Source organism: Streptomyces sp. NPDC111802, from assembly GCF_055634335.1.
Genome location: NZ_JBVKCZ010000036.1, coordinates 40,167 through 65,131, shown reverse-complemented (window position 1 = coordinate 65,131; position 24,965 = coordinate 40,167). Strand labels below are relative to the sequence as shown.

At 69.2% G+C, this 24,965-nt stretch carries 18 protein-coding genes; 9 read left to right on the top strand and 9 right to left on the bottom strand.

Annotated elements, in window-relative coordinates; genetic code table 11:
• Window positions 1–229: 229 nt before the first annotated feature.
• Entirely contained in the window at window positions 230–1,996 is a 1,767-nt protein-coding gene (arc, locus tag ACZ7NC_RS32560) for a proteasome ATPase (protein ID WP_471493381.1), read from the bottom strand.
• A gap of 246 nt (window positions 1,997–2,242) precedes the next feature.
• On the opposite strand from arc, the gene ACZ7NC_RS32555 reads away from it, so the two are divergent.
• The gene (locus ACZ7NC_RS32555; protein ID WP_471493379.1) at window positions 2,243–2,548 is read left to right on the top strand and encodes a ferredoxin; all 306 of its coding nucleotides are present in this window, start codon (window positions 2,243–2,245) and stop codon (window positions 2,546–2,548) included.
• Between the two features lie 59 nt (window positions 2,549–2,607).
• Here the strand turns inward: ACZ7NC_RS32555 and ACZ7NC_RS32550 are convergent, their stop codons facing one another.
• The 3 genes from ACZ7NC_RS32550 to ACZ7NC_RS32540 all read right to left on the bottom strand — a co-directional run bounded on the left by ACZ7NC_RS32550 (window position 2,608) and on the right by ACZ7NC_RS32540 (window position 6,057).
• Complete coding sequence (locus ACZ7NC_RS32550; protein ID WP_471493377.1) at window positions 2,608–3,186, bottom strand: hypothetical protein; 579 nt, start codon at window positions 3,184–3,186, stop codon at window positions 2,608–2,610.
• 278 nt (window positions 3,187–3,464) lie between these two features.
• Window positions 3,465–4,367 carry a tRNA (adenine-N1)-methyltransferase gene (locus ACZ7NC_RS32545; protein ID WP_471493375.1) on the bottom strand — a complete coding sequence of 301 codons (903 nt, stop codon included), beginning with the start codon at window positions 4,365–4,367 and terminating at the stop codon, window positions 3,465–3,467.
• Window positions 4,368–4,443: 76 nt separating this feature from the next.
• Complete coding sequence (locus ACZ7NC_RS32540; RefSeq protein ID WP_471493373.1) at window positions 4,444–6,057, bottom strand: site-2 protease family protein; 1,614 nt, start codon at window positions 6,055–6,057, stop codon at window positions 4,444–4,446.
• A gap of 176 nt (window positions 6,058–6,233) precedes the next feature.
• Here ACZ7NC_RS32540 and ACZ7NC_RS32535 point away from each other — a divergent pair, with 176 nt between their 5' ends.
• Both ACZ7NC_RS32535 and ACZ7NC_RS32530 read left to right on the top strand, forming a co-directional pair.
• On the top strand, window positions 6,234–7,268 hold the full coding sequence (locus ACZ7NC_RS32535) for a RecB family exonuclease (protein WP_471493371.1): 1,035 nt from the start codon (window positions 6,234–6,236) through the stop codon (window positions 7,266–7,268).
• A 146-nt stretch (window positions 7,269–7,414) separates the two neighbouring features.
• Window positions 7,415–8,086, top strand: coding sequence for a response regulator (locus tag ACZ7NC_RS32530; protein ID WP_093909075.1), 672 nt, complete (start codon window positions 7,415–7,417; stop codon window positions 8,084–8,086).
• A gap of 81 nt (window positions 8,087–8,167) precedes the next feature.
• On the opposite strand, the gene ACZ7NC_RS32525 is transcribed toward ACZ7NC_RS32530, so the two are convergent.
• The 4 genes from ACZ7NC_RS32525 to metH form a co-directional block, all read right to left on the bottom strand.
• A complete protein-coding gene (locus tag ACZ7NC_RS32525) occupies window positions 8,168–9,748 on the bottom strand; it encodes an ABC transporter substrate-binding protein (protein ID WP_471493368.1) in 1,581 nt (526 codons plus the stop codon).
• A 100-nt stretch (window positions 9,749–9,848) separates the two neighbouring features.
• Window positions 9,849–11,453: an ABC transporter substrate-binding protein gene (locus ACZ7NC_RS32520; RefSeq protein ID WP_471493366.1), complete on the bottom strand. Its 1,605-nt coding sequence runs from the start codon at window positions 11,451–11,453 to the stop codon at window positions 9,849–9,851.
• Window positions 11,454–11,877: 424 nt separating this feature from the next.
• Complete coding sequence (locus ACZ7NC_RS32515) at window positions 11,878–12,573, bottom strand: HAD family hydrolase (protein WP_471493364.1); 696 nt, start codon at window positions 12,571–12,573, stop codon at window positions 11,878–11,880.
• A gap of 159 nt (window positions 12,574–12,732) precedes the next feature.
• Window positions 12,733–16,251 (bottom strand): methionine synthase, encoded by a 3,519-nt coding sequence (gene metH, locus ACZ7NC_RS32510; RefSeq protein WP_471493362.1) that lies wholly within the window; start codon window positions 16,249–16,251, stop codon window positions 12,733–12,735.
• Between the two features lie 295 nt (window positions 16,252–16,546).
• Here metH and ACZ7NC_RS32505 point away from each other — a divergent pair, with 295 nt between their 5' ends.
• The 6 genes from ACZ7NC_RS32505 (at window position 16,547) to ACZ7NC_RS32480 (ending at window position 23,768) form a co-directional block, all read left to right on the top strand.
• Entirely contained in the window at window positions 16,547–17,311 is a 765-nt protein-coding gene (locus tag ACZ7NC_RS32505; RefSeq protein WP_403459151.1) for an IclR family transcriptional regulator, read from the top strand.
• A gap of 343 nt (window positions 17,312–17,654) precedes the next feature.
• The gene (locus ACZ7NC_RS32500; protein WP_471493358.1) at window positions 17,655–18,449 is read left to right on the top strand and encodes an MIP/aquaporin family protein; all 795 of its coding nucleotides are present in this window, start codon (window positions 17,655–17,657) and stop codon (window positions 18,447–18,449) included.
• Between the two features lie 97 nt (window positions 18,450–18,546).
• Window positions 18,547–20,088: a glycerol kinase GlpK gene (gene glpK, locus ACZ7NC_RS32495; RefSeq protein ID WP_471493356.1), complete on the top strand. Its 1,542-nt coding sequence runs from the start codon at window positions 18,547–18,549 to the stop codon at window positions 20,086–20,088.
• Window positions 20,089–20,134: 46 nt separating this feature from the next.
• The gene (locus ACZ7NC_RS32490) at window positions 20,135–21,751 is read left to right on the top strand and encodes a glycerol-3-phosphate dehydrogenase/oxidase (protein WP_471493353.1); all 1,617 of its coding nucleotides are present in this window, start codon (window positions 20,135–20,137) and stop codon (window positions 21,749–21,751) included.
• A 266-nt stretch (window positions 21,752–22,017) separates the two neighbouring features.
• Window positions 22,018–22,689 (top strand): FadR/GntR family transcriptional regulator, encoded by a 672-nt coding sequence (locus tag ACZ7NC_RS32485; RefSeq protein ID WP_471493351.1) that lies wholly within the window; start codon window positions 22,018–22,020, stop codon window positions 22,687–22,689.
• 152 nt (window positions 22,690–22,841) lie between these two features.
• Window positions 22,842–23,768 (top strand): PAC2 family protein, encoded by a 927-nt coding sequence (locus ACZ7NC_RS32480; RefSeq protein WP_471493349.1) that lies wholly within the window; start codon window positions 22,842–22,844, stop codon window positions 23,766–23,768.
• A 72-nt stretch (window positions 23,769–23,840) separates the two neighbouring features.
• Here the strand turns inward: ACZ7NC_RS32480 and ACZ7NC_RS32475 are convergent, their stop codons facing one another.
• On the bottom strand, window positions 23,841–24,815 hold the full coding sequence (locus ACZ7NC_RS32475; RefSeq protein WP_471493347.1) for an SMP-30/gluconolactonase/LRE family protein: 975 nt from the start codon (window positions 24,813–24,815) through the stop codon (window positions 23,841–23,843).
• Window positions 24,816–24,965 lie beyond the last annotated feature (150 nt).

Below are 24,965 nucleotides of genomic sequence, written 5' to 3'. Positions count from 1 at the left end.
GGCGGCACCCTCGGTCGTGGGCGCCGCACAAGTACCGCTGGCGCTCGGTTGCGTGTGCGGTGCCCGTCCCCGCACTGCGCGACTCGGCGGTACGGAAGAGCCTAGAGCGCCTTTGCCCTGGTGGGGAGATCATTTGCGTCATTGCCTTGCACGCCTTGTGTTCCGATCCTGGCCTGAAAAACAGTGGGCTGCGGGTACCCGGTGAGGGCACCCGCAGCCGCCCTGCCTTTTACAGGTACTGACCGGTGTTGGCCACCGTGTCGATGGAGCGTCCGGTGTCCGCGCCCTGCTTTCCGGTGATGAGCGTGCGGATGTAGACGATCCGCTCGCCCTTCTTTCCGGAGATCCGGGCCCAGTCGTCCGGGTTGGTGGTGTTCGGCAGGTCCTCGTTCTCCTTGAACTCGTCCACGCAGGCCTGGAGGAGGTGGGAGACGCGGAGGCCCTTCTGGTTGTGCTCCAGGAAGTCCTTGATCGCCATCTTCTTGGCGCGGCCCACGATGTTCTCGATCATGGCGCCGGAGTTGAAGTCCTTGAAGTAGAGGACTTCCTTGTCGCCGTTGGCGTAGGTGACTTCCAGGAAGCGGTTCTCCTCGGATTCGGCGTACATCTGCTCGACGGCGGTCTGGATCATGCTCTGGACCGTCATCGACCTGTCGCCGGTGTGCTCGCCGAGGTCCTCGGAGTGCAGCGGGAGGCGCTCGGTGAGGTACTTGCCGAAGATGTCCTTGGCGGCCTCGGCGTCGGGACGCTCGATCTTGATCTTCACGTCCAGGCGGCCGGGGCGCAGGATGGCCGGGTCGATCATGTCCTCACGGTTGGAGGCGCCGATCACGACCACGTTCTGCAGGCCCTCCACACCGTCGATCTCGGCGAGCAGCTGCGGGACGATGGTGTTCTCCACGTCCGAGCTGACACCGGAGCCACGGGTGCGGAAGAGGGACTCCATCTCGTCGAAGAAGACGATGACGGGCGTGCCCTCGCTGGCCTTCTCACGCGCACGCTGGAAGACGAGGCGGATCTGCCGCTCGGTCTCACCGACGTACTTGTTCAGCAGCTCGGGGCCCTTGATGTTGAGGAAGAAGCTCTTGCCGGAGGCCTGGCCGGTGACCTCGGCGACCTTCTTGGCCAGCGAGTTGGCGACGGCCTTGGCGATGAGCGTCTTGCCGCATCCTGGCGGCCCGTAGAGGAGGACGCCCTTGGGCGGCCGCAGTTCGTGCTCCTTGAACAGGTCCGGGTAGAGGTACGGGAGCTCGACCGCGTCGCGGATCATCTCGATCTGGTTGCCGAGGCCACCGATCGATTCGTAGCCGATGTCCGGTACTTCCTCGAGGACGAGTTCCTCGACCTCGCTCTTCGGAACGATCTCGTAGACATAGCCGGAACGGGGTTCGAGCAGGAGGGCGTCGCCGGGGCGGATGGTGATGCCCCGCAGCGGCTCGGCGAGCCGCACCACACGCTCCTCGTCGGTGTGCCCGAGCACCAGGGCACGCTCGCCGTCCTCGAGGATCTCCTTGAGGGTGACGATGTCGCCGACGCTCTCGAACTCCATGGCCTCGACCACGTTGAGCGCTTCGTTGAGCATCACTTCCTGGCCGCGCCGGAGGTCGTCGAGTTCGACGCTCGGGCTGACATTCACGCGGAGTTTGCGGCCTCCGGTGAAGATGTCGGCGGTGCCGTCCTCGTTGGCTTGCAGGAAGACACCGAAGCCGGCCGGCGGCTGGGCGAGCCGGTCGACCTCTTCCTTGAGGGCCACGATCTGGTCGCGGGCCTCACGGAGCGTGTTCGCGAGTCGCTCGTTCTGGGCGGACACGCCGGCCAGGTTGGTCTGCAACTCGACGATCCGCTCTTCGAGAATCCTCGTGTGCCGCGGAGAGTCGGCGAGCTTGCGTCGCAGGACGGCGATCTCCTGCTCAAGGTAGGCGATCTGCCCGGCCGGGTCGTCGGACCCTCGTCCCGGGCGGATGCCGCGGTTCATGTCGTCGTCGTGGGCTGCCACGGTCCTCACCTCCTCCAAGGGGAGCTGGACGCTTCCAGACCCTACCTGGGTGGGTGTCGATTGAAACCCCTAGATCACAAAGACGGTCGGGGTGTGTCCGATCTTCACCCTTGCGCTCTCCCTCACGCCAGGGGAATACCCACCGCACATGATTGGAACCCAGGCGGAGGTAGGGTCAAAGTGTTCAACACCCGTCAGAGCTGGCCGGATTCCCGTCCGGCTCGGGGCAGGCAGACGGCAGGAGAGATGAGCGTGGAGCGGACGGCCGGGGTCGAGAATGAGGCACTGGAGGTCTGGATCGACCAGGATCTCTGTACCGGCGACGGCATCTGCGCCCAGTACGCGCCTGAGGTGTTCGAGCTGGACATCGACGGTCTGGCCTATGTGAAGAGCTCCGAGGACGAGCTTTTGCAGGCCAAGGGGGCAACAACGCCCGTACCGCTGCCGCTTCTCACGGATGTGGTGGATTCGGCGAAGGAGTGCCCGGGCGACTGCATCCATGTGCGTCGCGTTTCGGACAAGGTCGAGGTGTACGGCCCGGACGCCGAGTGACCTTGCACATACGGGGTGTTACGACTGTCTGATTTCTCACAAACCCTCGGCGGCGTGGGTCAGACGCTGTGGGCACCGGCGGGTGTCGAGCGGACGAACGCGCCATTTTTCCACTGCCACTTCGCGCTGTCCTTCACGTCGGGGCAGCAACGCGGTACGTCTTCCGACGAGTAGCCGAGCAGGTCGGCGTCGAGGGCTCCGTCACGGACAGCGATGTCACTGACGGTGATGTTGTTCTTCGGGCCGACGAGGGTCGCCACGAGGCGGGGCGCGGCCGCGTCCTTGGCGTGGGTGAGGACATAGACGCTGTCGGGCGGGGTGCCCATCGGGGAGTCGCAGTGCACTACGGCCACCGTCTCCGGGCTGCCGTCTCCGTCGAGGTCTCCGGTGGCCTTCTTGACCACGACCGCTTTCACGGGGCCGCATTCGAGCGGGAAGTCGACGCGCGCGGGGTCGGGAGGTGTGAGCGCGGCGGCGGCGTGCTTCGTCTCGGGACCGGCTGCCTGGGCGGCCGTCGCCGGGTTGGGCTGGAGGACCGAGGAGAAGGCCACGACTCCGGCGACCGCTGTGGCGGTGGCGAGCCAGTGGATGGGCCGGGTGTGGGTGTGTGCCAGTTCCGGGACGGCGGATTGCTGCACTAGGAGCGTCTCCTGTGAGGGCTGTGCCGGTGGGGGTTGGGTGGCCAGCATCGTGCCACACGTCACATGCTGGGGGAACGGCGGGGGTGTGGAGTTCACGTGCCGGATGTCCGGCGGTCCGGCGTGCGCACGGGGCGTGCGGCGCGCTCGGGGTGGTCGGATCGCGGGCGCGTCGCGTCAACATGAAGGGTCAACGAAAAGGCGCTGTGGCCGAGTTCCGGGGCTGTCCCGGGAACTCGACCACAGCGCTTCTACGTTGAATGCGGTACGAGGCTGCCTCAGCGGCCGGAGCCCCCGTCGGCGTTCGGGCCCTCGTAGTCGTCGCCGTAGGCGCCCTTGGCGGGGCGGCGTCGGCGCATGGGCGGCTCGACTCCGTCCGCGAGGCGGCGGGCGGTGAGGAGGAAGCCGGTGTGGCCGATCATCCGGTGGTCGGGGCGGACGGCCAGGCCCTCGATGTGCCAGTTGCGGATCATCGTCTCCCAGGCGGTCGGCTCGTTGAAGCAGCCGATCTCGCGGATGGACTCGACGGTCCGGGCGAGCTGGGTGGTGGTGGCGACGTAGCAGCAGACGATGCCGCCCGGGACGAGCGCCTTCGAGACGGCCTCCAGGCACTCCCAGGGGGCGAGCATGTCGAGGATGACGCGGTCGACCTCGGTGTCGCTCAGGTTGTCCTGGAGGTCACCGACAGTGAGCTGCCAGGCGGGGTGCGGGCCGCCGAAGTAGCGCTCCACGTTCTGCCTGGCGATGTCGGCGAAGTCCTCGCGGCGCTCGTAGGAGTGCAGCATGCCCTGGTCGCCGATGGCGCGCAGCAGGAAGCTGCTGAGCGAGCCGGAGCCGACGCCGGCCTCGACTACACGGGCGCCGGGGAAGATGTCGGCGAAGGCGAGGATCTGCCCCGCGTCCTTCGGGTACACGACGGCTGCCCCGCGGGGCATGGACAGGACGTAGTCGGGGAGCAGGGGGCGCAGCGCGAGGTAGGCGACGTTCCCGGTGGTGCGGACAACGCTGCCCTCGGGAGCGCCGATCAGTTCGTCGTGCGGGAAGGAACCCTTGTGGGTGTGGAAGTTCTTCCCGGCTTCGAGCGTGAACGTGTAGTGGCGGCCCTTGGGGTCGGTCAGCTGAACCTGGTCCCCGACCTTGAAGGGCCCGCGACGGCGGGCGGCACCGGTCGGTTCGGACATGTGAACAGCCTACCGGCGTTTCGGGGACCCCTGGACCACGGGGAAGCGGGAGCACCGCTTCCGTAGAGCGGCTGTCTCAGTTCGGGCGGGCCATCGCCTTGACGAAGGCGCGCTCGACGTCGGCCGCGGACAGGACGCCGAAGATCTCGCCGGTCTCCTCGACGACCAGGTACTCGGTGGCCGGGCTGGCGCGGAGGGCGTCGAGGAGTTCCTCCCCCGCCAGTTCGGCGGAGACGCGCATGCCGTCGGTCAGGTCCTGGGCGAGACCGCTGACGGCGACCCAGGGGCGGCGGTGCTCGGGTACGCCGACGATGGCGGCCTCGCGGACGAGGGAGAGCGGGTTGCCGTCGGCGTCGACGACGACCAGGGCGCGGGCACCGGCGGCGTTGGCACGGCGCAGGGCCTCGGAGAGGGGGGTGTCGGTCTCGACGGGCACCGCGCGGCGGGTGAGGGTGCGGGCGCGCAGCTCGGGGAGGTGTTCGCGCAGACGGGCCATGCGCAGACTGTTGCCGGCGCCGGTCCAGATGATCGCGGCGAGGATGGCGGCCAGCAGGGCGTCCATGACGGTGTCCATGCCGACGTTGTCGACGGCGTCGGTACCCAGGGCGCCGGACTGGGTGAGCCACGGGAGCCCGACCAGGACGGACACGGCGAGCGCGCGGCCGACCCAGGCCGCGGCGATGGTGCCGCTCATGGGCCTGCCGGTGATCTTCCAGACGACCGCGCGGAGCATCCGGCCGCCGTCGAGGGGCAGGCCGGGGAGCAGGTTGAAGGCGGCCACGATGAGGTTGGAGATCATCAGGCCGGCCAGCAGGACGCCGGGGACGGTGCCGGGTTCGACGAGTTGTACGGCGCCGTAGAAGACACCGGCGAGGACGAGGGAGAGCAGCGGTCCGACGAAGGCGAGCACGAACTCCCGGCCGGGTGTCTCGGCCTCCTTCTCGATCTCGGAGACCCCGCCGAAGAACTGGAGCTGGATACGGCGCACGGGCAGCTTGAAGCGGAGGGCGGCGACCGTGTGCGCGAGCTCGTGGACGAGGACGGAGGCGTAGAAGGCGACCGCGAAGAAGAGGGAGACGAGGTAGCGGACGGCGCCGAGTTCGGGCAGCACGCGGTCGAGCTGTCCGCCGAACACCCAGGTGATCAGCGCGGCGACGAGAAACCAGCTGGGCGCGACGTACACCGGCACGCCGAAGGGGCGGCCCATCAGCAGCCCGCCTCGGCGCTCTCGGGGGCGCTGCGGCGGACGGCCCTTGGTGGTGCCGGAGTGGGCGAAGGCGCGGTCGTCGGGGTCGTGGGACGGGGGTGCGGGAGTGTGGTGCCGGCTGTCGGCGGGGGTGCGGTGGGCGCCGGGGGTGTGGTGCTCGTCGGCTCCGGTTTCCGCGGCGGGGCGGTCCGCGGGCTCGTCAACCTCGGTGGAGCCGGTGTCAGGTGTGGGGGAAGCCTCTTCACCCGAGTCCGCGTCGCTCGTACCCTCCGGACCGTCCTCGGGGCCGAGTCGGGCCTGGGGGGCCTCGCGCACGGCGTCGTCACCCGTGGCGTCGAACGGCCGGTCGTTGCTGGGCTGTTCGTCGGACGGGGTGGGATCGGGGCGTGTGGGGTCGGTGGCCGGGGTCATCCGGTCCGGTCGGCGCTCGGTCGACTCCTCGGTGCCGGACCGCGGCTGCCCGCTCCCGCCGCTCTCGTCCACGGTGTCCCCTCGTTCGCAGCGTCTTCCGCGCCTGCCGGGCGGAAGGGTCTCGGGTCGATGGTATGCGGCCGTCCTGGCGCGTTCCGCTCCGGCACCCCCCCTGAGTTTCCTCCGGCGTACCGGAGGTAACGGCCGGAGTGGGTCACTGTCAGTGGTGGGCCGTAAGGTCTGTGGTCATGGAGACGAGCGCGGAGGGTGCCGCAGCGGACGGCGGCGGTGACGTCACGCCGCTGGCTGCGGCGGTGACAGGGCCAGTGGCGGACGAGTACCCGGCCAAGGCGGACAGTACGACGGGGACGGTCCAGGCGGGTCAGGGGGCCCCCACGGCCACCGACACGGCGGTCGTCCTCCCGGTCATACCGCCCACCTCGCTGTCCCCGTCCCGCGCCGGCGACTTCATGCAGTGCCCCCTGCTCTACCGGTTCCGGGTGATCGACCGCCTGCCCGAGAAGCCGAGCGCGGCGGCGACCAAGGGCACGCTCGTGCACGCGGTGCTGGAGCGGCTCTTCGACGCGCCGGCCGCCGAGCGGACCGCTCCGCGCGCCAAGTCGCTCATCCCCGGCCAGTGGGACCGCCTGCGGGAGAGCAGGCCGGAGGTCGTGGAGCTGTTCGCGGACGATCCCGAGGGCGAGCGGCTGGCGGCCTGGCTGGCCGAGGCGGAGCAGCTCGTCGAGCGCTGGTTCGGGCTGGAGGACCCGACCCGTCTGGAGCCCGCCGAGCGCGAGCTGTTCGTCGAGGCCGAGCTGGACTCGGGCCTCAGGCTGCGCGGAATCATCGACCGCGTCGACGTGGCGCCCACGGGCGAGGTGCGGATCGTCGACTACAAGACCGGCAAGGCGCCCCGGCCCGAGTACGCCGAGGGCGCACTGTTCCAGATGAAGTTCTACGCGCTGGTGGTCTGGCGGCTGAAGCGGGTCGTTCCCCGGCGGCTTCAGCTCGTCTATCTCGGCAGCGGTGATGTGCTGACGTACGACCCCGTCCTCGCCGATCTGGAGCGGGTCGAGCGCAAGCTGCTCGCGCTGTGGGACGCGATCCGGGAGGCGACGGAGACGGGCGACTGGCGTCCTCGGCCCACAAAGCTGTGCGGTTGGTGCGACCACCAGGCCCACTGCCCGGAATTCGGCGGCACTCCCCCGCCGTATCCCCTGCCGCTGAGGGTGGTCGAGCAGGGTTCCGCCGGGGGTCCGCAGGGGGTTCCCCGGGAGACATAGTCACCGCCGGTGCGGGTGGCCCGACCGGGCTCGGCCTCAGGTCGAGGGGTGCCCCACCGGGAGGTGCGGTCGCCGCCCGTCAGGGCGGGCGAGTCCGGTGGCGGCCCGCAGGGCAGAATGGGGCCGGACGAGCGAAGGAGACTTACGTGGCCATCCGCGTCCTACTGGTCGACGACCAGCCCCTGCTGCGTACCGGCTTCCGGATGATCCTGGAGGCGGAGCAGGACCTCGCGGTCGTGGGCGAGGCCGGCGACGGCCTGCAGGCCCTCGACCAGGTGCGGGCCCTGCAGCCCGACGTGGTCCTGATGGACATCCGTATGCCCCGGATGGACGGGGTGGAGGCGACGCGGCAGATCACCGGGCCCGGGCGGGACGGCCCGGCGAAGGTGCTGGTGCTGACGACCTTCGATCTCGACGAATACGTGGTGGAGGCGCTGAAGGCGGGCGCCAGCGGCTTCCTGCTGAAGGACGCCCCGGCCAACGAGCTGGTGCAGGCGATCCGGGTGGTCGCGGCGGGCGAGGCGATGCTCGCGCCGAGCATCACTCGCCGGTTGCTCGACAAGTACGCCACGCATCTGCCCTCGGGTGACGAGCCGGTTCCGGACACGCTGCACACCCTCACCGAGCGCGAGGTGGAGGTGCTGAAGCTGGTGGCGCGGGGCCTGTCGAACGCCGAGATCGCCGCCGACCTGTTCGTCAGCGAGACCACCGTGAAGACGCACGTGGGTCATGTCCTGACCAAGCTGGGCCTGCGCGACCGGGTGCAGGCCGCGGTGTACGCGTACGAAAGCGGTCTGGTGCGCCCCGGCGCGCAGTGAGCACCCGGGTTCACGTACGAAGAGGGCGCCCCTTCTCGAGAAGGGGCGCCCTCTTCGTACGTGGACGGGTACGACCGTGCGTCAGCCCTTGCTGAGCTCCCAGAAGCGGAACACGGTGGACGCGTCGAGGCAGTACTCCAGGCCGTAGACGTCGTCGCGGACGACGGCGTACTGCTTGGCCTGCCAGACCGGCAGGACGGGGAGTTCCTTGGCCACGATGTCCTGGAGCTGGCCGAAGTCGTCGTTGGTCGCGGTGCGGTCGCTCTCGGTGGCGGTGCGCGGGATGAGCGTGCCGGTGATCGCGTTGTTGCTGTAGTTGTTGCCCAGCACGTTGCCCTTGCCGAAGAAGGGGGCCGTGAAGTTGTCGGCGTCCGGGTAGTCCGGGATCCAGCCCTTCACGTACACGCCGTACTTGCCGTCGGCGATGTCCTTCTCGTACTGGTCGAACGCCACGGACTGCACATCGGCGTCGAACAGGCCGCTGTCGTTGAGCTGCTGGGCGATGGCCTTCAACTCGTCGTCGGTGGCGGGGCCGTAGCGCGACGGCGTGGACCACAGGGTCAGCTTGACCTTGCCGGTGATGCCCTCGTCCTGCAGCGCTGCGGCGGCCTTGGACTTGGAGGGACGGGCGCCGTAGGTGTCGAAGAAGGCCGTGTTGTGGCCTGCGATACCGGCCGGGATGATCGAGTACAGCGGGGAGGCCGTGCCCTGGTAGACGTCCTTGATGAGGGCGTCACGGTCGATGAGGTAGGCGATGGCCTTGCGGACGCCGAGCTTTCCGGTGACCGGGTCGTCCATGTTGAAGACAAGGTGCTGGACCTCGGCGCTGCTGCCCTCGACGACCTCGACGCCCGAGTCGCCGCCGGACTTCTCGACATCGGCGATGGCGCCCGCGCCGAGGCCTCGGTAGGCGATGTCGACCTCGTTGGCCTGCAGCGACTTCTTCAGGGCGTCCTGGTCGCCGTGGAAGAACTTCAGCGTGACGCCGTCGTTCTGCACCTCGGCGGTGCCCTTGTAGTTCTCGTTGACCGAGAAGACGGCTTCGTTGTCGTCGAACTTGTCGAGCTTGTACGGCCCGGAGCCGACCGCCTCGCCGTCCTTGCGCAGGCCGTCGGCGTCGTACTGGTCCTCGTCGACGATGGAGCCGGCGCCGGAGGCGACCTTGCTCGGGAAGGTCGCGTCGGGGGTGTTGAGCCGGAAGACGACCCTCTTGTCGTCCGGCGTCTCGACCTTGTCGAGCGTGGGGAACATGACCGCGGGGCCGTCGGGGTCGTTGATCTTCAGCATGCGGTCGAAGGAGAACTTGACGTCCTTCGAGGTGAGTTCGTCACCGTTGCTGAACTTGAGCCCGTCCTTGAGCGTGCACTCGAAGACCGTGGCCTTCGTGTCGGAGAAAGCGCACTGCTCGGCGGCCTCGGGCTGCGGCTCGGTGGCGCCCTTGGGGAAGCTGAGCAGCGACTGGAAGACGTTGTTGAACAACAGCCAGGAGCCGGGGTCGTAGCCGGAGGCAGGGTCGGTGGCCAGGACGTCGTCCGACATCCCCATGACCACCGAGGTGCCGCTGGTACCGGAATCCCCGCTCTCGGTTCCACAGCCGGTCAGCAGGCCGGAGGCCAGCCCTGCCACTACGGGCAGGACCGGCCACTGGTTGCGCATGTTCACGTACGAGTGCCTTGTCGTCGATTGTGAGGAACCCGGGCCCTCGTCCCGGTTCCCGGGCCGGACCCGGCGCCCTGGTCGAGGCGCCGGGCATGGGGAGACGTCAGCCGCTCACGCCACGGCCGAGCTCCCACAGCTGAAGGGTCGAGGAGGAGTTGAGCGCGTACGCCGTACCCGTGACGTCGTCGCCCGCCGCGACGAACTGCTTGCCCTGCCACAGCGGGATCACGGGGGCGTCGCCGGCGACGATGTCCTGAATCTCCGTCAGGCTGTTGGCGGCGGACAGCCGGTCGGCCGCGCGGCGGGACTCCGGGATGAGGCTGTCGCGGATCGTGCTGTTGGCGTACGGCGACCCGAGGAAGTTGTCCTTGTCGAGGAACGGCGCGAGATAGTTGTCGGCGTCGGGGAAGTCCGGGAACCAGCCCATCCCGTAGACCTCGTACTCGCCCTTCTGCTCGGCGGGGCGGAAGGTCGCCCAGGGAGTGCCCTTGATGTCGACGTCGAACAGGCCGCTGTCGTTGAGCTGCTTCTTCAGCAGCTCGAACTCCTTCTTGGTGGCCGAGCCGTAGTGGTCGGTGGTGTAGTGCAGCGTCAGCTTCACCGGGGTGGTGACGCCCGCCTTCTCCAGCAGCGACTTGGCCTTCGTGACGTCCGGGTCGCCGTACCTGTTGAAGAACGAGTTGGAGTGGCCGGTGATGCTCGCGGGCACCAGCGAGTACAGCGGCTGGGCCTGGGAGCCGTAGACCTTGGAGACGAGTTCGCCGCGGTCGATGATCTGGGCCATCGCCTGGCGGACGGCCTTGCTCTTCACGGCCGGGGCGTCGGTGTTGAAGGCCAGATAGCGGATTTCCAGGCCGGCCAGGTCGACGAGGTCGACCTTGTCGTCGGAGTCGGCGGACAGCTTCTGGATCTGCTCGGGCGACATGGTGCGGGTCATCAGGTCGATGTCGCCCTTGTCGAGGGCGGTGCCCATCTCGTCGGCGTCCGCGAAGTTGCGCAGTTCGACCTTGTCGTTGCTCACCTTCAGGCTCCCCTTGTAGTTGGGGTTCTTGGTGAACACGGCGGAGACCAGCTTGTCGTTGTGGACCTCGGCCTGGACGGTGTACGGGCCGGAGCCGTCGACCTCGAAGCCGTCGCGCAGCTTGTCCTTGGCGTAGACGTCCGGGTCGACGATGCCGGCGACCGGGGTGGACAGCTTGAACGGGAAGGTGGCGTCGGCGGTCTTCAGGTGGAAGATGACCTCGCGGTCGCCCTGGGTCTCGACGGTGTCGATGGTGGACAGCAGGGCGAAGACGCCGCTGTCGGCCTTCATAGCGCGGGCGCGGTCGATGGAGTACTTCACGTCCGCCGCGGTGATGGGGTCGCCGTTCGCGAACTTCAGGCCGTCGCGCAGGGTGCAGGCGTAGCGTTCGTTGCCGCTGTCGGTGAAGCCGCAGCTCTGGGCGGCCTCGGGCACCGGGTCGCCCTCGCCGCGCGGCTGGACCATCAGGGTCTGCACGGTCTGGCGCAGAATGTTCCAGGTGCCGACGTCGTAGGCGAAGGCCGGGTCCAGCGGCGCTGGAGCGTCCTTCGAGGCAGTGAACGCGTCCGTGGTGCCGACGACGATCGCGTCGCCGCTGTCGCTGCCGCTGTCGGTTCCGCCACAGGCGGCGAGAACCGGCGCGAGCAGGCCGATGACGGCCGGCAGCACCAAAGTCTTGCGGTTCATGCTCGGGTTTCTCCAGCTGTCGACTCCGTGTACCCGGCATGCAGGGGTGTCGCGGCGGATCACGGGGGTAAGTTCGATGTTCTCGCGACGAGATTAGTCCGCGCCCGCAGGAGGGTTCGAAGCGACCGGAGTTGAGACCCCATCACGGAGCGGAACCGGGTGCGAACACAAAGAAAGGCTGACCCCGGAAGGATTCGTGCACGCTTCCATCAATCGGGACACAAGGGTGCGCTCGCGGCCCGGTTTCATGGGTGTGCGGCACAGCGCGGGAGGCCTGTCGACCCTCAGTACAGTGATGAACGTCACAAACTGAACAGTCTTCGGAGGTACCGGAATTCAGCCATCCGGCAGGCTCGAATTTCCCTGCGGAATTCCCGCGTTATCGATGTCGCACGCTGGGTGAACGACGAGCGCATTTGTCTTGTCAGGCGACCAGCAGCCCACGCAGAAATGCCAGATCGACCTCTTCGAGGGAGCTCACCACGGTACGCCGGGCGGCCGGCGCGATCGGAGCGATCGACGGCACGGCCACCACATGGCAGCCGGCGGCCTCGGCCGCGGCGACACCGGTCGCCGTGTCCTCGACGACCGCGCATCTGGCGGGATCGGCGCCCAGTCCCCGCGCGGCGAGCAGATACGGGTCGGGGTGCGGCTTGGTCCGCGGCACCTCGTCACCGGCGACGGTCAGCGCGAAGTACTGGGGCCCGAGCGAGGTCAGCACGCGGTCGATGATGCGCCGGTGCGAGGCGGAGACCAGCGCCGTGGGGATCTCGTACGTGGCCAGCTCGGCCAGCAGCCGGGCCGCCCCGGGCATCAGCGGCAGCTCGCGGTCGATGCGGTCCTCGAAGCCCTGGTTGAGCAACACCGTGAGCTCGGCGAGTGTGATGTCGGCGCCGGTGGCCTCGATCAGGAAGCCGGCGCTGCGGGTCATCGGACCTCCCACCACGACATGGCGCCAGGTCTCGTCGAGGGTGTGGCCGAGGCCGGCGAAGACCTCGGCCTCGACGTCCCACCAGAAACCCTCGGTGTCCACCAGGGTGCCGTCCATGTCGAGGAGTACTGCCTGCAGGGCCGAGCCGTCGGCCGTACGGGTTACTGGCGCGGGGACCGTGCTGGTCATCCACGTACCTCCTTGAAGGGACGATCAGGCCGGTTCCCACGGAGGGAACCGGCCTGCGGTGGACCGTCCAGTGTACGACCTGCGGCAACGAAGCGCCTGGTTTATCCCGTGTGCCTCGGGGCACACCGCTCACACGCCACAGTGGCGTCGGGGGGCGCCTCAGCGTGCGTTGAAGTACTTCGCCTCCGGGTGGTGGATGACGATCGCGTCCGTGGACTGCTCGGGGTGCAGCTGGAACTCCTCGGACAGGTGGACGCCGATGCGCTCCGGCTGGAGCAGGTCGGCGATCTTGGACCGGTCCTCCAGGTTCGGGCAGGCGCCGTAGCCCAACGAGAAGCGGGCACCCCGGTACTTCAGCGCGAACATGTCCTCGATGTCGGCCGGGTCCTCCCCGGAGAAGCCCAGCTCCGAGCGCACGCGCGCGTGCCAGTACTCGGCGAGCGCCTCGGCCAACTGCACCGACAGGCCGTGCAGTTCGAGGTAGTCCCGGTAGGAGTTCGACTCGAAGAGCCGGGCGGTCTCCTCGCCGATGCGCGAGCCCACGGTGACCACCTGGAGCCCCACGACGTCGGTCTCACCGGACTCCTGCGGGCGGAAGAAGTCCGCGAGGCACAGGCGGCGGCCGCGGCGCTGGCGCGGGAAGGTGAAGCGGGTGCGCTCGTTGCCGTGCTCGTCGAGCAGGATCAGGTCGTCGTCCTTGGAGACGCAGGGGAAGTAGCCGTAGACCACGGCCGCTTCCAGCAGGTTCTCCGTCTGGAGCCGGTCGAGCAGTCCGCGCAGCCGCGGCCGGCCCTCGGTCTCGACGAGTTCCTGGTACGACGGCCCCTCGCCGGTGCGGGTCTCCTTCAGGCCCCACTGGCCCTTGAAGAGGGCACCCTCGTCGAGCCAGGACGCGTACTCCTTGAGCTGGATGCCCTTGATGACGCGGGTGCCCCAGAACGGCGGCTCGGGGACCGGGTTGTCGGTGGTGACGTCGGAGCGGACGTGGCCTTCCTCGGGGCGCTCATCCAGTACGGCCGTGGTGGCGGCGCTCCTGACGCGGCGCTGCTTGAGCTCGGGCAGCTTCACGCCGGGCACGCCGCGCTTGACGCCGATGAGGGCGTCCATCAGGCGCAGACCCTCGAAGGCGTCGCGGGCGTAGCGGACTTCACCCTCATAGAGCTCGTGCAGGTCCTGCTCGACGTACGCGCGCGTGAGGGCGGCGCCGCCGAGGATGACGGGGTAGTTCGCCGCGAGGCCGCGCTGGTTGAGCTCCTCCAGGTTCTCCTTCATGATCACCGTGGACTTCACCAGCAGACCGGACATGCCGATGACGTCGGCCCGGTGCTCCTCGGCGGCCTCCAGGATCGCGGAGACGGGCTGCTTGATGCCCAGGTTGACGACGTTGTAGCCGTTGTTGGACAGGATGATGTCCACGAGGTTCTTGCCGATGTCGTGGACGTCGCCGCGCACGGTGGCCAGCACGATGGTGCCCTTGCCCTCGGCGTCCGACTTCTCCATGTGCGGTTCGAGATGGGCGACCGCGGCCTTCATCACCTCGGCGGACTGGAGCACGAACGGCAGCTGCATCTGGCCGGAGCCGAACAGCTCGCCGACGACCTTCATGCCGTCCAGCAGGGTGTTGTTGACGATGTCCAGGGCGGGCGTGTCCTGGAGGGCCTCGTCGAGGTCGGCCTCCAGGCCGTTGCGCTCGCCGTCGATGATGCGGCGCTTGAGGCGTTCCTCCAGCGGCAGCGCGGCCAGCTCCTCGGCCTTGCCCGCCTTCAGGGACTTGGCGGTGGCGCCCTCGAACAGGGCCATGAGCTTCTGCAGGGGGTCGTAGCCCTCGCGGCGGCGGTCGTAGACGAGGTCCAGGGCCGTCTGGACCTCCTCCTCGCTGAACCGGGCGATCGGCAGGATCTTCGAGGCGTGCACGATCGCCGAGTCCAGGCCCGCCTTGACGCACTCGTCGAGGAAGACGGAGTTCAGCAGGATGCGGGCGGCCGGGTTGAGGCCGAAGGAGATGTTGGACAGGCCGAGGGTGGTCTGGACGTCCGGGTGGCGGCGCTTGAGCTCGCGGATCGCCTCGATGGTGGCGATGCCGTCCCCCCGGGACTCCTCCTGACCCGTGCAGATGGTGAAGGTCAGGGTGTCGATGAGGATGTCCGACTCGAGGATCCCCCAGTTGGTGGTCAGGTCCTCGATCAGCCGTTCGGCGATCTCGACCTTCTTCTGAGGGGTGCGGGCCTGGCCCTCCTCGTCGATGGTCAGCGCGATCAGGGCGGCGCCGTGTTCCTGGGCGAGCTTGGTGACCTTCGCGAAGCGGGACTCGGGGCCGTCGCCGTCCTCGTAGTTGACGGAGTTGATGACCGCGCGTCCGCCGAGCTTCTCCAGGCCGGCCCGGATGACGTCGACCTCGGTGGAGTCCAGGACGATCGGCAGGGTGGAGGCGGTGGCGAAGCGGCCGGCCAGCTCCTCCATGTCGGCGACGCCGTCGCGGCCGACGTAGTCCACGCACAGGTCGAGCATGTGCGCGCCCTCGCGGATCTGCTCGCGGGCCATCTCCACACAGTCGTCCCAGCGGCCCTGAAGCATGGCCTCGCGGAACTTCTTGGAGCCGTTGGCGTTGGTGCGCTCGCCGATGGCCAGGTAGGAGGTGTCCTGGCGGAACGGGACGGTCTGGTAGAGGGAAGCGGCGCCCGGCTCGGGCTGCGGCCGGCGCTCCCCCGGCGTGGCCTCACGGACCCGCTCCACGAGCTGCCTGAGGTGCTCGGGGGTGGTGCCGCAGCAGCCGCCGATGAGGTTGAGGCCGTAGTCCCGTACGAAGGTCTCCTGGGCGTCGGCCAGGCCCTCGGCGTCGAGCGGGAAGTGGGCGCCGTCCTTGGTCAGGATCGGCAGACCGGCGTTCGGCATGCACAGCAGCGGGGTGCGGGAGTGGCGGGCCAGGTAGCGCAGGTGCTCGCTCATCTCGGCGGGGCCGGTCGAGCAGTTCAGGCCGATCATGTCGATGCCGAGGGGCTCCAGCGCGGTCAGCGCGGCGCCGATCTCGGAACCGAGCAGCATGGTGCCGGTCGTCTCGAAGGCCATCGAGACCAGCAGTGGCACGTCGGTGCCGGTCACCTCCATCGCGCGGCGGGCACCGAGGATCGACGACTTCGTCTGCAGGAGGTCCTGTGTGGTCTCCACGATCAGGGCGTCCGCGCCGCCGGCCAGCAGGCCCTCGGCGTTGGCCTGGAAGCCGTCGCGCAGGGTGCCGTAGCCGATGTGGCCGAGGGTCGGCAGCTTCGTACCGGGTCCGATGGAACCTAGCACCCACCGCTGGCGGCCGTCGCCGGCGCCGAACGCGTCGGCCGTCTCGCGGGCGATGCGGGCACCCGCCTCGGACAGCTCGTACACCCGGTCGGCGATGTCGTACTCGGCCATCGCCGAGTGGTTGGCGCCGAAGGTGTTGGTCTCGACGCAGTCCACGCCCGCCTCGAAGTACGCCTCGTGGACGGAACGGACGATGTCGGGGCGGGTGAGGTTGAGAATCTCGTTGCAGCCCTCAAGGTTCTCGAAGTCCTCGAGCGTGGGGTCCTGGGCCTGCAACATGGTGCCCATCGCTCCGTCGGCGACCACCACTCGGGTGGCAAGCGCCTCACGGAGCGCGGACACACGGGTCCGGCTGTCGGCGGAAGGGGTCAGCGGCAACGAGGCCATGAAGGGGCTCCCTGGAATGCGACGGCTGTCGGCTTTGCACCCATCACGGAACTGTCCGCGACGGGCGCACGCCGCCAGCGTAACCGGGACCGCGCGGAAGTGGTCAGGCAGTCCACGGGCCGGGACGAGGATGACCTCGGGGTCGATCTTCGGCCACTGATAGGACAACAGAAGCGGACGGATGCCGACCGACCATTAGCGGGAGGTCGGCATCGACCGGTAGTGTTCGACATTGCCGAACGGCGGCAGCGACGTCGCGAGGTCGACGGTCGAAGGGGACGGAGGCAGTACGGCGATGGCACGGAACATCCAGTCGCTCGAACGGGCGGCCGCGATGCTGCGGCTTCTCGCAGGCGGCGAGCGACGCCTCGGCCTGTCGGACATCGCCTCTTCACTGGGCCTCGCCAAGGGCACCGCCCACGGGATTCTGCGCACCCTCCAGCAGGAGGGCTTCGTCGAGCAGGACGACGCCTCCGGGCGCTACCAGCTGGGCGCCGAGCTGCTGCGCCTGGGCACCACCTACCTGGACGTCCACGAGCTGCGGGCACGCGCCCTGGTGTGGACGGACGACCTGGCCCGTTCCAGCGGGGAGAGCGTCTACCTGGGCGTTCTGCACCAGCAGGGCGTACTGATCGTGCACCACGTCTTCCGCCCGGACGACAGCCGGCAAGTGCTGGAGATCGGCGCCATGCAGCCGCTGCACTCCACGGCGCTGGGCAAGGTCCTGTCGGCGTACGACCCCGTCGCGCACAGCGAGGCGATCGAGGCCGACCGCAAGGCCTTCACGGACCGCACGGTGTGCGAACTGGACGGCTTCGAGCACATCCTCGACATGACGCGCGCGCGTGGCTATGCCGCCGACGTCGAGGAGACCTGGGAGGGCGTCGCCTCCATGGCCGCCCCCATCCACGACCGGCGCCGTATGCCGGTGGGCGCCGTCGGCATCACCGGCGCCGTGGAGCGGCTGTGCCGGGACGGCGAGCTGCGCCCCGAGCTGATCGCGGCGGTGCGGGACTGCGCCCGCGCGGTGTCGCGGGATCTGGGCGCCGGGCGGTTCTGAGGGCACGCGCGGGGCGCATCGGCGACCCGCGCGGGATGCAAGTGACTGCCGGGGCGTCGTAGGACGTCCCGGCCTTCGTCGTGCTCTCACCGCAGCATCGCCATATCGATAAAGCAACACAATCAACAACGATCGCGCATTCGACGACAGAGCCCTTGACGCACACGTGACGCCGGGGCAAGACTCCCGTCCATCGGTCGGCATTGTCGAACACCTACCGGCAATACGCGCTAGAGTGTGACAGTGCCAAGGGCCGGCATCGCCCTCACCCCCGAGGGCAACGCGAACCACCGGTGGGACCCGGGGTTCGGCTTCCCCTGGACGAAGGACAAAGGAGTCGCGGGTGTCCAGCTCCGACATCTTCATCGGCGAGACCATCGGTACCGCCATACTCATCCTGCTCGGCGGTGGCGTCTGCGCCGCCGTCACGCTGAAGGCCTCCAAGGCCCGCAACGCCGGCTGGCTCGCCATCACCTTCGGGTGGGGCTTCGCGGTGCTCACGGCGGTCTACACCTCGGCGCCGCTGTCCGGCGCCCACCTGAACCCGGCCGTGACCGTCGCGCTCGCGATCAAGGACAACGACTGGAGCAACGTTCCGACGTACTTCGCCGGACAGTTCCTCGGCGCCATGATCGGTGCCGCCCTGGTCTGGGTCGCCTACTACGGCCAGTTCCACGCCCACCTCACCGACAAGGAGATCGTCGGCGGTCCGGGCGCGCAGGCCACGGCGGCCAAGGCCGTGGAGGCCCAGGAGAAGGGCGCCGGCCCGGTCCTGGGCGTCTTCTCCACCGGTCCCGAGATCCGGAACGTGGCGCAGAACCTCGCCACGGAGATCATCGGCACGATCGTGCTGGTGCTCGCGGTTCTCACGCAGGGTCTGAACGACAGCGGCAAGGGCCTGGGCACCCTGGGCGCCCTCATCACGGCACTCGTCGTCGTCTCGATCGGTCTGTCCCTCGGCGGCCCGACCGGCTACGCGATCAACCCGGCCCGTGACCTCGGTCCGCGTATCGTGCACGCCCTTCTGCCCCTGCCCAACAAGGGTGGCTCCGACTGGGGCTACGCCTGGATCCCGGTGGTCGGTCCGCTCATCGGCGGCGCCATCGCGGCAGGCATCTACAACGTCGCATTCGCCTAAGAGCACCGAGCTTCACCCGTTCGAGTGAGAAGCATCGAAACTCTCAGCGCGCGCCGTACGTAAAGCCCCATAACCACGGAACTTCCAGGAGCTCACAGTGACCGACGCCCACACGGCCGGCCCCTTCATCGCCGCCATCGACCAGGGCACCACCTCCAGCCGCTGCATCGTCTTCGACCGGGACGGCCGTATCGTCTCCGTCGACCAGAAGGAGCACGAGCAGATCTTCCCGAAGCCGGGCTGGGTCGAGCACAACGCCATCGAGATCTGGACCAACGTCCAGGAGGTCGTCGCCGGAGCCATCGCCAAGGCCGGCATCACCCGTGACGACATCAAGGCCATCGGCATCACCAACCAGCGCGAGACCACCGTGCTGTGGGACAAGAACACCGGTGAGCCCGTCCACAACGCCATCGTCTGGCAGGACACCCGCACCGACGCCCTGTGCAAGGAGCTCGGCCGCAACGTCGGGCAGGACCGCTTCCGCCGCGAGACCGGCCTTCCCCTCGCCTCCTACTTCGCCGGCCCCAAGGCCCGCTGGCTGCTGGACAACGTCGAGGGCCTCAAGGAGCGCGCCGAGGCCGGCGACATCCTCTTCGGCACCATGGACACCTGGGTCATCTGGAACCTGACCGGCGGTGTCAACGGCGGCAAGCACGTCACGGACGTCACCAACGCCTCCCGCACCATGTTGATGAACCTCCACACCATGGAGTGGGACGACAAGATCGCCGAGTCGATCGGCGTGCCGCTGCAGATCCTGCCCGAGATCCGCTCCTCCGCCGAGGTCTACGGCGAGATCACCGGCGGCAAGCTGGGCGACCTGCTCGGCGGCATCCCGGTCGCCTCCGCGCTCGGTGACCAGCAGGCGGCCCTGTTCGGCCAGACCTGCTTCGCCGAGGGCGAGGTCAAGTCGACGTACGGCACCGGCACCTTCATGGTGATGAACACCGGCGACAAGATCATCAACTCGTACGCGGGCCTGCTGACCACCGTCGGCTACAAGATCGGCGAGCAGCCGACGGTCTACGCCCTGGAGGGCTCGATCGCTGTCACCGGCTCGCTGGTGCAGTGGATGCGCGACCAGATGGGCCTGATCTCCACCGCGGCCGAGATCGAGACGCTCGCGCTCTCGGTCGAGGACAACGGCGGCGCCTACTTCGTGCCGGCCTTCTCCGGACTGTTCGCCCCGCACTGGCGCTCCGACGCCCGCGGTGTGATCGCCGGTCTGACCCGGTACGTCACCAAGGCGCACCTCGCGCGTGCCGTCCTGGAGGCCACCGCCTGGCAGACCCGTGAGATCGCCGACGCCATGGTCAAGGACTCCGGCGACGAGCTGGTGGCCCTCAAGGTCGACGGCGGTATGACCTCCAACAACCTGCTGATGCAGACCCTCTCGGACTTCCTCGACGCCCCCGTGGTGCGCCCGATGGTCGCCGAGACCACCTGCCTCGGCGCCGCCTACGCCGCCGGTCTCGCCGTCGGCTTCTGGTCCAGCACCGACGAGCTTCGCGCCAACTGGCGTCGGGCCGCCGAGTGGACCCCCCGCATGGACGCGGAGACCCGCGACCGTGAGTACAAGAACTGGCTCAAGGCCGTCGAGCGGACCATGGGCTGGCTCGAGGACGACGAGAACTGACGGCTCTCGCCAGCTCTCGAACTCTGATGAGGAGTAAGAACCCGAAATGACCAGTCAGACCACCCTGCAGTCCGTGCCTGCCCTCGGGACGCACCCGGCCTCCGGCTCCAACCCGAGTCGCGCCGAGACCCGGGAGCAGCTCGCCAAGGCGTCGTACGACCTTCTCGTGATCGGCGGCGGCATCCTGGGCATCTCCACCGCCTGGCACGCCGCGCAGTCCGGCCTCAGGGTGGCTCTGGTCGACGCCGGTGACTTCGCCGGCGCCACCTCTTCCGCCTCCTCCAAGCTTCTCCACGGCGGTCTGCGCTACCTGCAGACCGGCGCGGTGAAGCTGGTGGCGGAGAACCACTTCGAGCGCCGTGCGGTATCTCGCCAGGTGGCACCTCACCTGGCGAACCCGCTCACGTTCTACCTCCCCGTGTACAAGGGCGGGCCGCACGGCGCCGCGAAGCTCGGGGCGGGCGTCTTCGCCTACTCCGCGCTCTCCGCGTTCGGTGACGGCGTCGGCCACCTCCTGTCCCCCGCCAAGGCGGCGCAGGACGTGCCGGAGCTGCGCACCGACAACCTCAAGGCCGTGGCCGTGTACGGCGACGACCAGATGAACGACGCGCGCATGGCGCTGATGACGGTCCGCGGGGCCGTCGAGGCGGGCGCGGTCGTGCTCAACCACGCCGAGGTCACCGGCCTGCGCTTCACCAAGGGCCGGGTGACGGGCGCGGACCTGAAGGACCGGCTGTCCGGTGACGAGTTCGGGGTGAACGCCCGGCTCGTGCTGAACGCGACCGGTCCGTGGGTCGACCACCTGCGCAAGATGGAGGACCCGAACGCCGCGCCGTCGATCCGTCTGTCCAAGGGCGCGCACCTGGTACTGAAGCGGACGGCGCCCTGGAAGGCGGCGCTCGCGACCCCGATCGACAAGTACCGCATCACGTTCGCCCTGCCCTGGGAGGACATGCTGCTGCTGGGCACCACGGACGAGGAGTTCGAGGGCGACCCGGCGGATGTCGGGGTCAACGACAAGGACATAGCCCAGATCCTGGACGAGGCCGCGTTCTCGATCCGGGACCAGCAGCTGGACCGGGACCTGATCACCTACGCGTTCGCGGGCCTGCGGGTGCTGCCGGGCGGCCCCGGTGACACCGCGAAGGCCAAGCGCGAGACCGTCGTGACCGAGGGCACGGGCGGCATGCTGTCCGTCGCGGGCGGCAAGTGGACCACCTTCCGCCACATCGGCCGCACGATCATGAAGAAGCTGGAGTCACTGCCGGGCGCCCCGCTGGGCGACGACTTCGAGCCGATCGCCTCGCTGCCGAAGAAGCTGCCGCTGCCGGGCATCGCCAACCCGCGCGCGGTCGCCCACCGGCTGCTGACCGACCGCCCGGCGCCGGGTCCGCGCATGGCGGCCGACACCGCCAAGCACCTGGCCACGCACTACGGTTCGCTGGCCTTCGACATCGCCCGCATCGCCAACGAGAACCCGGAGCTGGGCGAGCGCGTCCACCCGGACGCCCCGGAGATCTGGGCCCAGGTCGTCTACGCCCGGGACAACGAGTGGGCCGAGACGCAGGACGACGTGCTGCGCCGCCGTACGACGCTGACGATCCGGGGTCTGGCGACGGACGACGTCCGGGCCAAGGTGCAGGACCTGCTCGACAAGAAGTGACCTCGCAGGCGCCGTGAGAGGTTTCCGCCGGATGAGCCTCTCCCGGAGCCAGGTCCGGCCACTGCCCTGACCAGGCCGGACCGCTCGAGGGCGGCCCCTTCCGCACCGGGGCCGGCCAAGCCGGAAGGGGCGGCTCCCGCCGATGGAGCCGCCCCTTTCGCATGCGCATCACTGGCAAACTGCGCCTCCACCGACCCCGCCCCGCATAATGACGTGAGTGATCGGATGTCTGGCAACGACATCCTGAACGACAGGGAGGGCCGGCCATGGCAGTCACCGACGAGGCGATCGAGAAGATCAAGGGCATGATCGTCTCCGGCGCGCTGCGCCCCGGCGACCGGCTCCCCAAGGAGAGCGAGCTCGCCGCCGAACTCGGGCTGTCACGTAACTCACTACGTGAGGCCGTGCGCGCCCTGTCACTGATCAGGATCCTGGACGTACGGCAGGGCGACGGCACCTATGTGACGAGCCTGGATCCGCAGCTGCTGCTGGAGGCGCTGAGCTTCGTCGTCGACTTCCACCGCGACGACACCGTGCTGGAGTTCCTCGCCGTCCGCCGCATCCTGGAGCCGGCGGCCACGGCGATGGCCGCCTCCCGGATCAGCGAGCAGCAACTGGACGCGCTGTCGAACCAGTTGGACAAGCTCGGCGACGACCCGTCGGTGGAGGAACTCGTCGCCTGCGACCTGGAGTTCCACCGGGGCATCGTGCGCAGCTCCGGGAACTCGGTCCTGTGCTCGCTCCTCGACGGCCTGTCCGGGCCGACGACGCGGGCGCGTGTCTGGCGGGGGCTGACCCAGGAGGACGCGGTCAGCCGGACCCTGCACGAACACCGGGCGATTCTGGCGGCTTTGCGGGACCGGGACGCGGAGGCGGCGCGGTCGTGGGCGACGGTGCACATCGCGAGCGTGGAGCAGTGGTTGCGGTCCAGCCTGTGAGCCGGACACAGCTCGGATGACCGCGGGGTGTTCCGGGGTGGCGAACGGGGCAGTGATCCGTTCACTCCCCCGTGCAAGGGGGCTGCGGGCGCCCCCGCCGCACGCCGTAAGGTTGGGTGGTCAGACGAGGGCACGTCGGAAGGAGGCGCTGGGTGATCGAGCTCGAGGGGGTTCCCGAGCTGATCGACCCGGTCATGGTGGCCGCGTTCGAGGGCTGGAACGATGCCGGCGACGCCGCCTCCACCGCGGTCGCGCATCTGGACAAGGAGTGGAAGGGCGAGGTGTTCGCGGCGCTGGACGCCGAGGACTACTACGACTTCCAGGTGAACCGCCCCACGGTGTGGATGGACGCGGGCGTCCGCAAGATCACGTGGCCGACGACCCGGCTCTCGGTGGTCCGGGTCGGCGGCGAGAAGCCCCGCGATCTCGTACTCGTCCGAGGCATAGAACCGTCCATGCGCTGGCGCTCGTTCTGCAACGAGCTCCTCGGCTTCGCGCACGAGCTGGGCGTGGAGCTGGTGGTCATCCTGGGCGCCCTGCTCGGTGACACCCCGCACACGCGTCCGGTCCCGATCAGCGGCACCACGTCCGACCCGGACCTGGCCCGCCGGATGGATCTGGAGGAGACCAAGTACGAGGGCCCGACGGGCATCGTCGGCATCCTGCAGGAGGCGTGCACGCACGCCGGCGTACCGGCGGTGTCGCTGTGGGCCGCCGTACCGCACTACGTCTCGCAGCCGCCCAACCCGAAGGCGACGCTGGCCCTGCTCAACCGGCTCGAGGACCTGATCGACGTACGCATTCCGCTGGGCGAGCTGCCCGAGGACGCGCGCGCCTGGCAGGTAGGTGTGGATCAGCTGGCCGCGGAGGACAGCGAGGTCGCGGAGTACGTGCAGTCGCTGGAGGAGGCCCGGGACACCGCGGAGCTGCCGGAGGCGTCGGGTGAGGCCATCGCGCGCGAGTTCGAGCGGTATCTGCGGCGCCGGGACGGCGGCCCGTCGCCGGGCGACCGTACGCGTCCGCCGATGCCCCCGAAGCCCGGCGGCAAGGACGACGACGAGGACTCGTCGGAGGACTGAGGCTCTCGGAGCCGGACAGAGGGCGGTGCGCTGTGGTGTGCACCGCCCTCTGCCTGACTCAGGTCACGTACGTCACGCCGGCACGGATATCACGTCGTACGTCGTCTCCGGCGTCGGTGTCGTGGTGAAGCGCGCGTTGGGCAGGTAGAGGCGGCCCTGGTACGCGGCCACCGTGGTCGGCACGTCGAACAGCGGGTCGGTGACGCGGCGCTGGAAGACACCGCTGCGGCCGTCGGCGGTGAGCCGGAACACATCGATCGCGTTCTGCCGGTTCTGCACGACGTACAGCGTCCGCCCGATCAGCAGCAGGCCGTCGCCGTTGGTGAGCGGTGCCGCCTCGCCGAGGTCGACGAGTGCGGTGACGCCGGTGCGCGGGTTCACCCGGTGCAGGCCGCCGGCGCCGGACTGCACGACCAGCAGCGCGGAGCCGTCGGGGGTGCTCGTGATGCCGTTGGCATTGACGACCTCGCCGGGGACCTGGCTCCAGGCGCCGCTCAGGGTGAGCGTCACGGCCTCGTCCGGGTCCGGCAGTTCACCGTGCCGCCCGAGCGGCAGGGCGTACAGCGCGGGCTGGTAGGAGTCGGTGAACCAGGCCGTGCGCGGCGTCAGGAACACGTCGTTGACGAAGGTAGGGGTCGCCGTGGTGAGGACGTACGAGGTGAGGATCTCGCCGGTGCGGGCGTCCACGACCCGGGCTCCCTCGCCGCGTCCGGCGACGAACAGGCGTCCCTGGTGGTCGAGTTTGAGGCCGACCGACGGTGTTCCGGGTCCGGCGGAGATGATGCCGCCCTCGCCGGTGCGCAGGTCGGCGCGGTAGATCGAGCCGTCGCCGAGGGAGCCGAGGTAGGCGTACGGTCCGCCGCCGACGGTGATGCCCTCGGGGCGGAATCCGTTCGGGAGGCGGATCACGGTGGGCCGGCTCTTTCCGGCCGCGGTGGCGGGGGTGCCGGCGGTCCCCGCGAGTACGGCGCCCGCGGTGGCGGCGCCGGCCGTGAGGAGTCTGCGGCGGGTGAGGTGAGGTGCGAAGGAGCGGTGCTCGGGGGCCACGGTGCGTCCTTCCGCGGACAGGACCGGCCGACGGCTGGTCCAGCGGTCAACTGACTCCTCAACCCCACCACACACCGGTCACCTCCGCAGCCGTGGACAGCCACTCGACAGGGACTGGACGGCAATCGGCCGGATTATGGCGTGACATCT

What these genes read in the sequence shown, in the direction of transcription:
- ACZ7NC_RS32555 (WP_471493379.1), top strand. Translation starts at nt 2,243, where the DNA reads ATGAGCGTGGAGCGGACGGCCGGGGTCGAGAATGAGGCACTGGAGGTC.
- ACZ7NC_RS32545 (WP_471493375.1), bottom strand. Translation starts at nt 4,367, where the DNA reads ATGTCCGAACCGACCGGTGCCGCCCGCCGTCGCGGGCCCTTCAAGGTC.
- ACZ7NC_RS32535 (WP_471493371.1), top strand. Translation starts at nt 6,234, where the DNA reads ATGGAGACGAGCGCGGAGGGTGCCGCAGCGGACGGCGGCGGTGACGTC.
- ACZ7NC_RS32520 (WP_471493366.1), bottom strand. Translation starts at nt 11,453, where the DNA reads ATGAACCGCAAGACTTTGGTGCTGCCGGCCGTCATCGGCCTGCTCGCG.
- ACZ7NC_RS32515 (WP_471493364.1), bottom strand. Translation starts at nt 12,573, where the DNA reads ATGACCAGCACGGTCCCCGCGCCAGTAACCCGTACGGCCGACGGCTCG.
- metH (WP_471493362.1), bottom strand. Translation starts at nt 16,251, where the DNA reads ATGGCCTCGTTGCCGCTGACCCCTTCCGCCGACAGCCGGACCCGTGTG.
- ACZ7NC_RS32505 (WP_403459151.1), top strand. Translation starts at nt 16,547, where the DNA reads ATGGCACGGAACATCCAGTCGCTCGAACGGGCGGCCGCGATGCTGCGG.
- ACZ7NC_RS32490 (WP_471493353.1), top strand. Translation starts at nt 20,135, where the DNA reads ATGACCAGTCAGACCACCCTGCAGTCCGTGCCTGCCCTCGGGACGCAC.
- ACZ7NC_RS32485 (WP_471493351.1), top strand. Translation starts at nt 22,018, where the DNA reads ATGGCAGTCACCGACGAGGCGATCGAGAAGATCAAGGGCATGATCGTC.